This window comes from Gilliamella sp. B3367 (assembly GCF_026536825.1).
GTDB classification, from domain to species: Bacteria; Pseudomonadota; Gammaproteobacteria; order Enterobacterales; family Orbaceae; genus Gilliamella; species Gilliamella apicola_E.
The window spans coordinates 186542-201339 of record NZ_JAFNNJ010000002.1 but is presented as its reverse complement, the minus strand read 5'-3'; the positions used below and the strand labels follow the sequence as shown (position 1 = coordinate 201339).

Annotated in this window: 13 protein-coding genes; 6 read left to right on the top strand and 7 right to left on the bottom strand. The window is 32.6% G+C overall.

Annotation, left to right across the window (positions count from 1 at the left end; translation table 11 throughout):
* The 7 genes from J3U23_RS03930 to hutW all read right to left on the bottom strand — a co-directional run bounded on the left by J3U23_RS03930 (position 1) and on the right by hutW (position 6282).
* Positions 1–768: a GNAT family N-acetyltransferase gene (locus J3U23_RS03930; protein WP_267338546.1), complete on the bottom strand. Its 768-nt coding sequence runs from the start codon at positions 766–768 to the stop codon at positions 1–3.
* Positions 769–804: 36 nt separating this feature from the next.
* Complete coding sequence (gene zntB, locus J3U23_RS03925) at positions 805–1806, bottom strand: zinc transporter ZntB (protein WP_267338545.1); 1002 nt, start codon at positions 1804–1806, stop codon at positions 805–807.
* 80 nt (positions 1807–1886) lie between these two features.
* On the bottom strand, positions 1887–2663 hold the full coding sequence (locus J3U23_RS03920) for a heme ABC transporter ATP-binding protein (RefSeq protein WP_416379931.1): 777 nt from the start codon (positions 2661–2663) through the stop codon (positions 1887–1889).
* Positions 2664–2676: 13 nt separating this feature from the next.
* Positions 2677–3663: a FecCD family ABC transporter permease gene (locus J3U23_RS03915; RefSeq protein WP_267338543.1), complete on the bottom strand. Its 987-nt coding sequence runs from the start codon at positions 3661–3663 to the stop codon at positions 2677–2679.
* A 23-nt stretch (positions 3664–3686) separates the two neighbouring features.
* Positions 3687–4325, bottom strand: coding sequence for an NAD(P)H-binding protein (locus tag J3U23_RS03910; protein ID WP_267338542.1), 639 nt, complete (start codon positions 4323–4325; stop codon positions 3687–3689).
* Positions 4326–4342: 17 nt separating this feature from the next.
* The gene (hutX, locus tag J3U23_RS03905; RefSeq protein WP_065562481.1) at positions 4343–4843 is read right to left on the bottom strand and encodes a heme utilization cystosolic carrier protein HutX; all 501 of its coding nucleotides are present in this window, start codon (positions 4841–4843) and stop codon (positions 4343–4345) included.
* An 11-nt stretch (positions 4844–4854) separates the two neighbouring features.
* Entirely contained in the window at positions 4855–6282 is a 1428-nt protein-coding gene (gene hutW / locus J3U23_RS03900; protein ID WP_416380074.1) for a heme anaerobic degradation radical SAM methyltransferase ChuW/HutW, read from the bottom strand.
* Positions 6283–7032: 750 nt separating this feature from the next.
* Here hutW and J3U23_RS03895 point away from each other — a divergent pair.
* The 6 genes from J3U23_RS03895 (at position 7033) to J3U23_RS03870 (ending at position 14719) form a co-directional block, all read left to right on the top strand.
* Positions 7033–7884 carry a heme/hemin ABC transporter substrate-binding protein gene (locus J3U23_RS03895; protein ID WP_267338539.1) on the top strand — a complete coding sequence of 284 codons (852 nt, stop codon included), beginning with the start codon at positions 7033–7035 and terminating at the stop codon, positions 7882–7884.
* A 77-nt stretch (positions 7885–7961) separates the two neighbouring features.
* Complete coding sequence (locus J3U23_RS03890) at positions 7962–10262, top strand: TonB-dependent receptor domain-containing protein (protein WP_267338538.1); 2301 nt, start codon at positions 7962–7964, stop codon at positions 10260–10262.
* A gap of 216 nt (positions 10263–10478) precedes the next feature.
* Positions 10479–11120 carry a YjfI family protein gene (locus J3U23_RS03885; RefSeq protein WP_267338537.1) on the top strand — a complete coding sequence of 214 codons (642 nt, stop codon included), beginning with the start codon at positions 10479–10481 and terminating at the stop codon, positions 11118–11120.
* Positions 11121–11151: 31 nt separating this feature from the next.
* Positions 11152–11844: a PspA/IM30 family protein gene (locus J3U23_RS03880; RefSeq protein ID WP_267338536.1), complete on the top strand. Its 693-nt coding sequence runs from the start codon at positions 11152–11154 to the stop codon at positions 11842–11844.
* Positions 11845–11940: 96 nt separating this feature from the next.
* A complete protein-coding gene (locus tag J3U23_RS03875) occupies positions 11941–12588 on the top strand; it encodes a hypothetical protein (RefSeq protein WP_267338535.1) in 648 nt (215 codons plus the stop codon).
* Positions 12589–12640: 52 nt separating this feature from the next.
* Entirely contained in the window at positions 12641–14719 is a 2079-nt protein-coding gene (locus J3U23_RS03870) for a hypothetical protein (protein WP_218058451.1), read from the top strand.
* Positions 14720–14798 lie beyond the last annotated feature (79 nt).

Here is a 14798-nt window from a genome sequence, read left to right as displayed (position 1 = left end):
TCATAAATTCCAAACGACATAAGCATTATAGGGTTGATTTAAAATATAACCCAACTCAGTAGCAAGCTTTAAAGAGGGCTTGTTGTGAGCATCCCAGTTAGGTGTTATTTGACGATCTAGGCAAGCTAAAATTAACTTTGCCGAACTAATCAATGCAAGTCCTTTTCGTCTTTCCTCAACTATTGTATCGACTTCAATGTCGATACTATTATTATATGCTAAATAAGATGATGCACCAGAAACAATAACATTATCTTTTAAAATAATAAATCCCAATCCTGATTTTTCAAAATCCAAGTATGAGTTAAAGTTTTTACACAAGTCTTTAGCCCATTCAAGATTGAGAATTTGCTGATAATACTTTTCATCAATAGCTTTTAATTGATAGTTTTCAGGTAATTTTGAGATAATTAATTGTAGTTTCTGAATATCAAATTCTGTAGGAGTATAAAAACTATAACGTGTAATTTTTTCATAATTGTTGCGATATACATTTTCAATTAAATTTTGCCAAGTTTTATCAATAGGGATAAGAATTGCATAATCATCACTATATACTTTTGGAATATAGTGAAGCATTTGCTTGTTTGGTTGACCTGCTAAAAAAAAGAAGCAACCAAGATTAATTGCTACTGATGTAGGCTGCAATAAATCATCAGCATATGCAAAACCGATATTTCCTTCCCAATAAGCTTGAATAATTGTTTGAGTTGTACTTTGAAATAATGATTCAATATCTTTTTTATTAATAATTTTATCAAAATACATCAATATATTTCCTTTTTCATATTTAAGCTTAATTTTTTACCACCATTTTTTTAGCTTAAGCCATATCACTGAAAGTATACTGATCAGAATTAATAGTAATATTAACCCAATAAATGACCACTCTTTTTCATTGAACGGAATGCCGGCCAAATTAACACCAAGCAAACTAGTGATAAAAGTAATTGGTGTAAAAATGATGGTAAACAAGGACATTAAATAAATACGTTTATTGGTCGATTCGGCCAAAATGCTATTAATTTGTTCCATAACGGAACCAATTCTAATCAAACAACTATCAATTTCAGAGACATAGTGATTTTGTTGGCTAGAAATGTCATGCAATCGCTGGCGATCATTGTCATCAATCCAAGATATTCTTTCAGTCGAAATTTTGACAAATATATCGCGCTGTGGGGAAAGTAAACGACGTAATATAAAAAGTTGTTTACGAACTCTTCCAATTTCCTTGTGAGAAAAAATCCGTTGATTTAATAATAGATCTTCCAATTTGATGATTTTATTGTGAACCCCATCAAAAGATAAATTAACTTGATCACAAATTAATTCAGAAAGTTGAATTAGCCAATCAGCAACATCTACAGGGCCAATACCTTTTTCTAAATTTTCTTTTAATTTGATGATGGCATCAATTTTTTGGTGCCTAGTTGATATTATAAAATTATCAGTTATATAAAATCGGAAAGTGACGATAGGATCAGGTAGCTCATTAGGTGTAAAATTAACACCTTTAAGTACGACTAAAATGCCTGTATCAAAGCGAATTTCTTTAGGAAACTGATTGGGTTTAATCAATTCATTTTTGACAAGATCTGGAATTAAATTTGTTTGGTTAATCCAATTGATTGTTTCGCTTTTAGCAAAATCAAGATGTATCCAATAAGGTTGTGAAATTGAAGCTTCACTTTTATCATTTAAAGGGTTGGCTTTACCCTTCCCATCCAATTGACAACTAAAGACAGGGTGTGCTGCAAGTAGATCTGAAACCAGAATAGAATTATTACTATTTTCGTTAATCATCATCAGCCCCAATTGTTAAGTTTGCTTAATTATATACTCATTTTGAACGAAAATGGAGCGGATGATATTAGATTTATCCTTTAGGGATTTAAATAGATTTGAGGTATTGATGAATGTTTAGGGTGATTATAAACACCTAATTCAACACCATACCATCGATTGATATTTTCAACAGTTAATACTTCAGATGGTACGCCTTGTTCTACAATTTTTCCTTGGTTAACAAGAATAATTTTATCAGCATACAAAGCAGCTAAATTGAGATCATGTAAGATGCAACATACAGCCAATTTCTGTTTAATAGCTAACTGCTTTAATAATCTTAAAGTATGTTGTTGATGATAAAGATCAAGTGCAGAGGTAGGTTCATCTAAAAATAATAATTTTTCATTAGATTGCGGTTGCCACAATTGAGCTAAGACTCTAGCTAATTGAACTCTTTGCTGTTCTCCTCCGGATAAACCTCTATAATCTCGGTCAGCAAATTGTAAACAATCAGTTTGTACCATCACTTCGTGAATTGATTCATCAAAATGTATTTTGCCATAAGGAGCTCGTCCCATTGCTATTACTTCTTTTACTTTAAAAGGAAAAGTAAGTTGGCTTTGTTGAAGCATAACTGTTCTTATTTTTGCTAATTGTTTTTGTGGCCACTGTGATAATGGTTTATCTAATAGATAACATTCACCAGATAATGGTTTTTGATAACCTGTTAGTAAACGCAATAAAGTGGACTTACCTGCGCCATTAGGACCAATGATAATTACAATTTCGCCTGAATTTATTGATAAAGATACATCATTAATTATCATTCGACGACCATAACCAAATGTTAAATTTTTAGCGGTTAACACAATAAATCTCCATCAGTTATTTATGTCTCAGAATAAGCCAAAGAAAATACGGACCACCAATTAGGCTGGTTAAAAGACCGACAGGAATTTCAGTTGGAGCAACTAATGTTCTAGCTAAAGTATCAGCTAATAAAAGTAAACATGCCCCACCTAGTGCAGAACCTGGTATTAACCATTTATGATTTGCACCAACTTGTAATCGAATCATATGAGGTACAACTAAACCAACAAAAGCAATAATCCCACTAACCGCAACAGAAGTACCAATCAAAACCGCACTAAGTATTAATAAATAGCGTTTAGTACGTTCAACATTTATCCCCAAGTAATGAGCATCTTCATCCCCGAGCTGTAATATGTTGAGATGATGAGCAAGTTTTATCACACACAAAAGTGTTGGAAAAATTAATGAAATAGATACAATTACAAGATCCCAAGAGCCTTTTCCTAAATGTCCCATGGACCATAACGAAAGTTGACGTAATTGTGACTCATCACTAATGTAACTGAGCCCTCCCAATATTGATCCAATGATGGCATTAATTGCGACCCCTAACAAAATCATTTTAGCTAGGTTGCATTGTTCGTTGAGACTATAAAGATAAATAAGAACGCAGATAAATAGACTACCGGCAAAGGCTGCAATCATTTTACCGTAAAGCATCATTATAGGAGGAAAAACAGCAGGAAATAGTATCGTTACACCTACCATCAGGCTCGCACCACTACTAATGCCTAATAAGCCCGGATCTGCTAACGGATTTCTGAATAATCCTTGCATAACAGCACCAGAAGTGGCTAATGCCATACCGACCACTACAGCAAGTATAATTCTGGGTAATCGAATGTTACACCAAATATTCCATAATGGATCATCAAATGACATATTAATTAATTGCGTAAAAGATAATTTTAATGCTCCTGAGTTTGCCGAATAGACAATTAAAATTAATAGTAAAGCAAATAATCCCAATAACAATATTTGTTGACTAGATTTTCGCACCGATTAACCTCATATTTTTAATACTAATAACTCACCGCTAAGCTTGGGTCAACAACACTATATGCTCGGTTATCAAATTGTTGATTAGCTATTTTATCGATGATGATTTTGGCTAATTCTTTGCGATATACAAAACCATGAACTTCTTTAGCGAAATAACATTCACCATTATTTGTTATTTCTCCATCTCGTAAACCACCTGGTCTTAAGATCACATAATTTAATGAACTGGTTTGTAACCAAACTTCAGCTAGTGATTTTTCTCGAACTGCATTACCAAATGCTTGCTTGGCTCGTAAAGATAATGTTGACCATGTATCACCACAACCAAGCGAGGTCACTAATATCATTTGTTTAATTCCAACCTGTTCTGCGCAATCAATGATAATGCGCTGAGCAGTGTAATTACCCGTTTCTCCACCTAAAGTTGAAATTACTGTCGCGTCACTACCGTTTTGTTGACATATCTGTTTCACTAATTCAACGTCAGTTGCATCGCCAACATGAGTTACAATACCTTGTTCAGATAATTGTTTTGCAAAATCGGCATCACGAACTAATACAATACAACGCCACTCAGGGTGGCATTGTTTGATTAATTGAGATACTTGATAACCAGTTCCTAGCTTTGAACTTACACCAAAAATAATTACTGTTTTCATTTTATTGTTTCTTAAAATTAATTGATTTTTTTTGCTAAAGCTCTAAATTTTTCAAGTTGTTCTGCTTTTAATTGATGTTTTTCATCACGCCCAACAAAAATTTTAAACATTGATTGACCTAAATGATTAAGGAATATAATAGAAGCTGTCGACATTTTCATAAATTTTCTTTCAATAAATGCAATATATTGGCAATGTTCTGCTTTTATGTGACCACTTAACCCTTTTTGATGGCGTAAGTTAAAGTATTTTTGGCTATGAGTTCCAGGAGGCAATTCACCTGAAATTTCAGCAATAATGTCACCAGTATGAACTAAAAACAATACGTCACCCCAAGTTGTTACTTCTTCCCAAATTGTATCAAAGTTACTTCCATCTACGATTTTTGCATCAGGTATTGCTTGGATCACTTGCGTCATAGTGACTTTATGATCTTGGGCAATTTTCTCTAGTAATTCTTCAGGGTTAGATTGCATATAAGTTGCAAGACTATTTAAAAGGGTTTGTTTATCTGCCATAGTAATTTCCTTTAATTTTCTGTTTTTACTTGGATGTTTTGCATATGTGGGTGAGATTTAGGCATACCATTACCTTGTTGCATGGCTTGTCTAGCTTGTGCCATCTTGTTTTGTAATTCGATATGCTCAGGATTATTAAGTTGTAGTAAAAGCTGTTGCAAAGCTTGTACAATATTACTTGACCAAAAACGTCCCGATAAAGTCAATCGTAAACAACGATCTTCATTTTGTAGTAATCCTACTTCATGCCATTGCTTGATTAATGGATCAAATAATTCAGCTTGATTGGTAAGTTGCGTTAGATCAACACGCCCTTTTTCTATACCTGCTTGTAATTTATGCAGCCAGTCACCGAGTAATGGTTTACCGGTTAACATCATTAGGGGCTTTTTACCTTGATCTAATAAGGAATAATATTGATTTAAATCACGATGGATCATATATGATTGCCCGTCTAGCTTTCCACCAGCACAAGAACCAAATCCAAAAAAGTGTGAGCCTTGTTTAATTAAAAAATTGTATAAATTCCGTTCACGACTCGTTTTTGCCCAATGAGCATTGGTTAAATGAATCCAACCCTGTCTATCTAAATATTTAGCTCCTTGATGATAAAAATCGCACTTATCAGTTACTGTTGGAATCTCTATTCTTTTATTTTCAACACCTTTAGCTAATGGAGTTGTTGGTAAAAGATTTAAGGAGTAAAGATCAACCCCGTCGAGAGGCAATTGATCGGCGATTTCTAAATCTCTTTGCCAAGTAACTGGAGTTTGATTAGGTAGTCCAAACATAAGGTCACAAACTAAAGCAACACTATCTCGTGCAGCAATACGTTCAAAACTTTTAATAATTTCCTTTTCAGAAGACTGGCGTCCTAATCGCTGTCTAATTTCGGTATTAAAGGTTTGAATACCTATCGAAAAACGGTTTGCCCCAGCCTCAATGTAACTATCAATTTTATCCTCATCGAAATCAGAAATTCGCCCTTCTACAGTAATTTCGCAGTCAGGTGCTAGAGGAGCATGTTTTTTTAGATAATTTATTACACGAGCTAATTGTCCTGCAGCTAAAGCTGAAGGTGTTCCACCTCCAAAATAAATAGCATGTATTGGCGCAGACTGCATCGCTTTATTGTTAATTTCTAGGGATATCTCTTGTAATAAGTAATCAATATAAGTGTTGGTATCAAATTTACGCAAAGGATTTTGATAAAATCCACAAAATTGACAATGAATATCACAAAAAGGAATATGTATATAAATTAGACGTTTTCGTCCAGATAGATCTGAATTTTGAACAATACTCCATTGTTGTTCCAATTCTTGAGGTGATACTGGTAAACTTGCTTGTAAAGGCATTACTGCCCAACGATCTTTAAAAGGTAAAACTGAGTTTGAAGCGTAAAACGCACTTACATCAAATGATTTCATAACATCCATTCATAAAAATAATCTCGGTGAATTAAATAATAATTATTATCATTTATCAATATTTTTTTAATTATTTTCTTATTTATCTATTTAAATCTGATTATTTTTTAAAATTTATGCTCAGTTTTCAAACTAAACGCTAGTATTTTCATAAAAAATTAGCAAATAAAAACCTTTTTTTAATAATGCTGATCGATTTATTGTATTGATTAGTAACTCGTGGAACCTTTATACAAATTTTATTTACATATTTTGCTAAAGATGAAATTACTATGGATAACATTATTGTTTCCCCAAATAAACGCTTATCTTGTATTGATATTTCGGTAATTTTAAGTCAATTTTATTTCTTAATTCCTTATAATATTTAGCATAATCGATAATTTTCTTAAGTTATTTAATCAATCAAAACTTGATGATTAAGCGCAAAATGTGAAGCTAGTAAAATAGAATTACTCTATGAAAATATGAGTAAAATTATATTTAAGTTAAATAAACTGAAACAGAAATAAAAAGTACCAAAATTTCCCTACAAGATATCATTCTAATTTTCATATCCCCCAAAATATCAATGTATTATTTTTGTAATAATTTGTTATAACATTATTATTTATTTAAATAAATTTTAATTCATCATTTATGCTTGATCAGTTTCTAATGCTTTACTATTAAATCCCCCAATATTTTATGTTGATAATGGTTATCATTTTCACTATATTATTCTTCCAAAATTGAAAACCATGGTAGGTAAATTAAATCATGAAGAAAAATTTTATAAAAAGGATTAGCCTATTTTTACTATTATTTAGTATCAACAGTCTTCTCAATTATAGTTCAGCAAATGAAAGAATTGTTATTGCTGGAGGATCTCTTACTGAAATTGTATTCGCACTAGGTGCTGGAGATGATGTCGTAGGTGTTGATAAAACAAGCAGTTATCCTGAGAAAGTTAAACAATTGCCACAAATCGGTTATTGGAAATTATTAAATATTGAAGGTGTTTTATCGCTTAGACCAACCTTGTTTATAACATTAAATGATGTAGAACCTGATAATGTTATCGAAAAAGTGTCTGAGTCAAAAGTAGATGTATTAGCATTAAGGCGTGTACCTGGTACAATTGAACTGTTATACGAAAATATCAATAAAATTGCATCTAAATTAAATAAACAAGAAGAAGGCGAAAAATTAATCAATAGAATTAAAGCCAATCTTGCCGACATTCAAGCCAAAATCGCAACTCACCCACAAAAAACAAAAGTTTTATCCCTAATGAGTATGAGTGGTTCAAATTCTGTAGCAGGTAAAAATACTACAATTGATGCATTAATTACTATCGCTGGTGGTGAAAATTTGGCAACGCATAATAGCTTCAAAAGTTACACTGCAGAATCAATTATAGCTATCAATCCAGAAGTTATCATTTTAAATAAATATTCGATTGATCAATTAGGTGGTTTAGACAAAGTCAATACTATTCCAGGTATTACTGAAACGAGTGCATTTAAAAATAATCGTATTACGGTTATAGATGATAGTTACTTATTTGGAATCGGGCCAAGAGTTGATGAAGCAGCAAAATTGCTATTCCAAAGCTTTTACCCTGAATAAACTATTTTAATAATATTTTTATTAATTGAAGCAATAAATGCGCGCATTAAACATATTAAGTTTGAAAGGATAAAAATGTGAATTTTAAATATTTAAAAAAGACAAGTTCATTAGCAATAGGTTTAACATTAGCACTACCTACTTTCGCTACTGATAAACATAATGATGAAAAAGACATTGATACTATTACTGTAACAGCTCATGAAGCAACAAAAAATCCGGGAATGAATACTGAAATTTCTGAGCAAGATATTCGCCGTGATGGAGGTACTAATTTTGGTACTATAATGCGTTATCAACCTCTAATTTCTGCCCCAGGAAGTATTTCAGGTTCAGGTAGTGGTAAAAGTAGTTGGGACCGTGGTGGGTTTACTGGATACAATATTCGTGGTTTAGATGCTAACCGCGTGTCAATCGATATTGATGGTATGCCTTTACCAATAGCTCAAGGTCGGGTTAACTCTGTTGGACGAGCTGGGTTTGGATCTTACGGTATTGGCCGAGATTATATTGATACCTATATGTACAATAAAGTTGATATTCAATCAGGAGCGACATCGGTTAGTAATGCAAATAATGCCCTCGGTGGCTCAGTTTCATTCCAAACCAAATCGGCAAGTTATTATCTCTATCCAGGTAAAACGACCTACTTTGGTTATCAAAATAACTATGATAGTTCAGATAGAAGTTTCCACCAAGGCTTAACTATGGCTGGTGGTGATGATTATCTAAATGGTATTTTAGTTTTAAGTCGGCGGGATGGCCAGCAAACACGTAATAATGGGGACTCAATAAGTAGTTATCCAGAAAACTGGCACTCTAACTCGATTTTAGCTGGTTTTGGCTGGCAAATGACAGAAGAACATTTAATTAATACAACAGTTGATTACAATAATAAAACCAAAAATTCTCATTATGATACTTGGGATAAATACGGTAAAAAAGTTGAATCACTTGATCATCAAAGAAGCAAAAACAATCGCTTTAATCTTGCTATTAAAGATCAATGGAAACCAACTGCTATAAGCTGGATTGATAGTTTAACTACTCAATTAAATTATCAACGAACCAATGTCTATGATAGTACCGATATTAGACATACAACTAAAGGTAATTTTAATACTCAAACAAATTACAATACAAAAACTTATAATTTTATTACTACTTTAGTTAAAAACTATGAAAATCAGAAAATTAGCGCTGGTTTAAATGGTAAATGGAGTGAAGATGAATCACCATTCTTTACTTCAGCCCAATCTCAAAATGGTAGAATATTTCCAGACGGAGATTACACTAAACCCCAAGCAGATAGTCGAAGTTATCAATTAGGAGGATTCCTCGAAGACAGAATTAGTTTTAATATTAAAGATAGTAATAATTTCTATCTAGTACCTGGTGTTAGAGTTATTTACCAAAATACTAAACCTCGTAATTTAGAAAATATGGCTGTAACAAACATCAATGGTAGTCAGTTAGGTAAACAATACAGTAGTAATAGTGATTTCCAAGTTTTACCTTCTATGTCATTTATGTATGATATTAATCCTGACTTCACTGCTTATTTACAATACAAACGTTCTGCACAAATGCCAAATCAGAACCAATTATATGGATCTTATTTAGCGCATAGCAATATGTATGTACTTGTTGGTGATTCAAATCTTAACACTGAAACCAGTGACAATTTTGAATTAGGTTTGAAAGGACATCCTGTTTCAGGTGTAACTTTAACATCTTCAGCTTTTTATAATAAATATAAAAATTTCATCGCTTATACACGTTATAGAAAGAACTTTGTTGGAACAGGTAACCGAATTGTTTATCAAGCAGAAAATCGTGATAAGGCATACATCTATGGTGCTGAATTGAGCAGTGAATTCAATATCGGCAAATGGGTAGAATCTGCTAATGGCTTAAGCGCTAAATTTGCAATTGGTTATAACCAAGGCAAATCAAAATCAAGCTATTTAGGTGATAAATATATTGAAATGGATTCAATAGCACCAATGAAAAGTGTTGTCGGTTTAGCGTGGGATGATCCGAATAAATTTTATGGTGTGGCTGTTACAGCAACATTCCAAAAAGGTAAAAAAGCCGAAGCGACATCTAGAGAATCTTATGGTAATGATGGTAGACCACTTCCTAATTCTAAAGATGACTATTTTAGAATCGCCGGTCATAGCATTATTGATTTAACTGGTTATATTAATATTACTAAGAATGTTAAATTGAATGGTGGAGTTTATAATCTTACCGATCAAAAATATTGGGATTATCTAAGTAATAATAAATTATACAGCACATCAGATCATAAATATCTAAACATGTTTACTGCTCCAGGCAGAACATTCCAATTAGGTTTAGATGTTGATTTCTAGAATGATATATCATTTTTTCAAATAAATAACCCGCATCATGCGGGTTATTTATTCTATAGCCTTCTATAAAACCTCCCTAAAGGTGTTTAGTTTTTTATTAAAATTAAAGTAAATTTAGCATCAATAAATTGATAAAAAATATCACATGTAATATTTACATGTGATAAAATTATGCTAATATAAGTTGTATAAAAAATTAAAGAATAACCAAAATTTATGAAAAAAACCAAAGAAGCTAAAAGCTCAGCATTTTATCAACAACAATACCGACAACGTTTAAGAGAACAGGGGTTGATAAAAAAAGAAGTTTGGATTTTGCCTGAAAATACTGCTGAGTTACTTGAAATCGAAAAAAAATTTCGTCAACCAGCTGTTGAAAATAAATCTTTTTTGTACCATGTGAAGGAAAACAATGAAATGAAAAATAAAGAAATCTGGAAAATTAATGACCTTTTCCAAGAATTAAATCAAACTGATTTAATCAAACAAGGTTCTGCAAATATTGAAATAATTGATGGTGTCGATGCTTGTTTACATATCATTATGCATGACTATGGTGATTTACCACTTTTTTTAAGCGTTTCAAATCAGCAAATTATTGTAGAAGCACTACTTTGGCCAGTTTCACTAATCAAAAATCCTTCATCATTTAATGAAGAAATTCTGTCTGCTAGAAAACTATTTGCTTTATCAACTATAGCAATTGAAAAAACAGGAGATGGAGAAATCAATTACATTATGTATGGTGCACTTAGTTCATCCTCAACCTTAAACGATATTATTTATGAACTCGAAATGTTATCAGACAATGTGATCAAAGCGACTGAAGCTTATGAGCATTTCTTTAATATTGAATAGTTAAAGCGAAAAGTTGTAGAAGGAGTTAAATATGGTTATCTTCAAAAAATTAGTAACAGCATTACGTGGTGGAATAAATGAAGTTGGCGAATCAATAATTGATTCTCAAGCGTTACGTATATTAGACCAAGAAATTAGAGATGCTGATGAAGAATTAAGACAAGCTAAAGAATCATTAGCTAATATTCTAGCAGAACAAAAATTAGCAGAGAAACAAGTTGAATCAACAAAAGCTCAAATTACTGAATATGAAGCATATGCTATTAAAGCACTTGAAAATAACAATGAAAAGTTAGCTTTGGAAGTAGCGGAAAAACTTTCGGTACTCGAAAATCAATATGAAAATAACAAAAAGCAAGCTAACTATTTTGCTGAAAGTGTTAAAAATTTACGACAAACTATTTCACAATCTGAAATCAATATTCGTAATTTAAAACAACAAGTTGATATAGTTAAAGCTACTGAAAGTGTCCAAAAAGCACAATCTGCAGTAGCACAGCGTTACGGTGGTTCAACAGCTAAATTGCATACTGCACTCGATTCATTAGATAGAATCAAAAAACGTCAAGAAAAAGCTGCTGCCACTTTTGAAGCAAAAAAAGAATTAGCAGCAACTGAAAATCCTGATTCGCTTGATAGTAAATTAGAAGCGGCCGGTATTAAAGCTGGCAATAATAATGCAGCTTCAATTTTAGCTAGATTAAAAGAAAAACAATCAAATTAAAGTTTTCGCGTTTTGATATTTTTAAGTTAGAATAGCAAAAACAATTATAAAATAATTAATTAGTTAAAACTAGTTTGGATAGATGAAGGGAATATAATGGAACTGTTTTGGGGAATATTTTTTTCTTTTCCCGTAATTATCTTTAGTGCATTGTTAACAATCTGTATCTTATATTGGTTTGTTGCAGCATTAGGACTATTAAGCGTTGACTGTTTAGATTTTGATATCAGTGTCAATGATGTTTATAGTGATGTTCCATCTACTGGATTAGGTGGTTTATTAATGAAATTTGGCTTCAATGAAGTACCAATGACTCTCATCATCACTTTGATCTCTTTAATTGGATGGTCAATTTGTTATTTTGCCTTTCGTCTATTAATCCTACCTTTGTATAATTTTGTATTTCTTTATTATTTAGCAGGGATAACTCTTTTAATTATCTCATTTATTTTATCAGTCTATTTAACTGCTTTTTTTATTAAACCACTTCGTCCTTTATTCAGAAAGTTGATAATTAACCACAATCATAAATCATTATTAGGGCAAGTTATCGAAATACGCTCAAGTACCGTAACCAGAACTAAAGGACAAGCTACCTGTGAAGATGGAGGAGCGGGCCTTATTTTAGAGGTAAGATGTGATGAATCTTATCAATTCAAGCGCGGTGATAAAGCCGTAATCCTTCAGTATGATGAAACAACAAATTGTTATGAAATAATTAGCCTAAAAGATTTTAATGGCTAATAGAAGTTAATTTGGAGAATAGAAAAATATGTCTTTAAGCAGTGATACTATAATGTTTTTTTTGGTAATAGTTGGAAGTATATTCCTTGTAATTGTCGGATTCTTCCTATTATTTAAGGCATTTTACATAAAGGTTCCTCAAGGTACGGCGCTTATTGTTAATGACATGACGTCAAAACCTAAAGTTCATTTTACTGGTGCATTGGTATATCCAATCATCTACAAAAAAGAGTTCATGAAAATTTCCTTGATCACTTTTGACGTAGAACGAAGAGGTAAAGATGGTTTAATTTGCCAAGACAACCTTAGGGCTGACATCTGCGTAGCCTTCTATTTACGCGTTAATGAAACAACAGAAGATGTTCTTAAAGTTGCCAAATCAATCGGTGTAGATCGTGCATCAGACCAACAAGCGGTAAGCACATTATTTAGTGCTAAATTTTCAGAAGCATTGAAAACCGTAGGTAAACAATTTGAACTTGCAAAGCTATTTGAAGATCGAATGAATTTCCGTGAACGTATCATTGATGTAATAGGTAAAGATCTTAACGGTTATGCCCTTGAAGATGTTGCTATCGATTATTTAGAACAAACTCCAATTAAATCACTCGACCCAGATAATATTTTTGATGCTGAAGGTATTAATAAAATTACAGCTATAACTGCTGTACATAAAGATGAAACCAATAAGCGAGAACGCGATCTAGAGTTAGCTCTTAAGAAAAAAGATACTGAAACTATCGAAGCTAAACTTGAATTAGAACGTCAACAAGCTGACGCTGAGGCTCGACAAAAACGTGAAATTGAAACTATTCGAGCTAGAGAAGCCGCTGAAACATTAAAAGTTCAAGAAGAAGAACGTTTGAAAGCTGAACAAGCTAGAATTCAAACCCAACAAGAAATTGAAGTAAGAGAAGAGAATCGTTTACGTGAAGTAGAAGTTGCACAGAATAACCGCCTAAGAGCTATTGCGATTGAAGAAGAACGTGTAATCCGAGCTCGTTCACTTGAAATTGTTGCTCGTGAACGTGAAGTTGAACTACAACGAATAGAGAAAGACAAAGTTGTAGAAGAGGAAAAGAAACAGATTGCTAATGTTATTCGTGAACGTGTAGCAGTTGAAAAAACAGTTGCAGTTGAAGAGGAAAACATTAAAGAAGTTCGTGAAGTTTCAAGAGCAGATCGTGAAAAACAAACAACAATTATTGAAGCTGAAGCTAGAGCTGAACAAGAGCTAGTTAAACAAGTAAAACAAGCTGAGGCAGATGAACAATCATCTAAACATCGCGCAATTGAAATCAGCACGATGGCTCAAGCTGAATTAGAAGCTGCAGCTAAACAAGCTGAAGCTAAAAAACAATTAGCTCAGGGTATAGAAGCCGAAGAAGCGGCAATAGGCCTTGCCGAAGCTAAAGTACGTAAAGCAAGAGCAGAAGCAGAAGAAAAAGAAGGTTTAGTCAAAGCAAATATTACAGCTGAGACATTATTAGCTGAAGCGAAAGGTAATCAAGAAAAAGGCTTAGCAGAAGCTAAAGTTATTGAAGCCAAAGCAATTGCAGTAGAAAAACAAGGTTTAACTGAAGCTAAAGTACTTGAGGAAAAACTTTCTGCTCAAGCTCGTGGTGATGAACGTATTGGATTCGCAAAAGCATCAGCAACAAAAGAACAAGGTCTTGCAGAAGCGTTAGTAATTCGCGAAAAATTAACTGCTGAAGCAAATGGTTTAGTAGATAAGTTCCAAGCAATGGGTACGATGAATGAACAATCGAAAAATCATGAGGAATTCCGTTTAGCGCTTGAAAAAGGTTTCGAACAAGCCATGGCTGCTATTGCTGCTAACAAAGAAATTGCTAGAGAACAAGCTGACGTGCTTGCTGCGGCATTCAGTAAAGCCAATATTGAAATTGTAGGCGGTAATGATAACTTCTTTAATAGCTTCTCTAAAGCAATTAGTGTAGGTAAAGCAATAGAAGGAACTGTTAATCAGAGCCCTGTACTACAATCTGCATTACAATCAGTACTATCTCGCTTATCGGGAGACAAAAACATAAACATAAAAGAGACTTTGCAAAACACTGATTTAAAAGCGTTAGCAAAACAATTTTTGTCATCCAATAATGAGAATGAATAGGTTACTATCAGAATAGCCATTTATCTATAATGTAATCAGTTTTAGGTAGGATTCATTTCCTACCTAAAACATTAGGTAT

Coding starts and splice junctions, on each gene's coding strand:
- zntB (WP_267338545.1), bottom strand. CDS start 1,806: ATGATTAACGAAAATAGTAATAATTCTATTCTGGTTTCAGATCTACTT.
- hutX (WP_065562481.1), bottom strand. CDS start 4,843: ATGGCAGATAAACAAACCCTTTTAAATAGTCTTGCAACTTATATGCAA.
- J3U23_RS03895 (WP_267338539.1), top strand. CDS start 7,033: ATGAAGAAAAATTTTATAAAAAGGATTAGCCTATTTTTACTATTATTT.
- hutW (WP_416380074.1), bottom strand. CDS start 6,282: ATGGATGTTATGAAATCATTTGATGTAAGTGCGTTTTACGCTTCAAAC.
- J3U23_RS03885 (WP_267338537.1), top strand. CDS start 10,479: ATGAAAAAAACCAAAGAAGCTAAAAGCTCAGCATTTTATCAACAACAA.
- J3U23_RS03870 (WP_218058451.1), top strand. CDS start 12,641: ATGTTTTTTTTGGTAATAGTTGGAAGTATATTCCTTGTAATTGTCGGA.
- J3U23_RS03875 (WP_267338535.1), top strand. CDS start 11,941: ATGGAACTGTTTTGGGGAATATTTTTTTCTTTTCCCGTAATTATCTTT.
- J3U23_RS03910 (WP_267338542.1), bottom strand. CDS start 4,325: ATGAAAACAGTAATTATTTTTGGTGTAAGTTCAAAGCTAGGAACTGGT.
- J3U23_RS03930 (WP_267338546.1), bottom strand. CDS start 768: ATGTATTTTGATAAAATTATTAATAAAAAAGATATTGAATCATTATTT.
- J3U23_RS03880 (WP_267338536.1), top strand. CDS start 11,152: ATGGTTATCTTCAAAAAATTAGTAACAGCATTACGTGGTGGAATAAAT.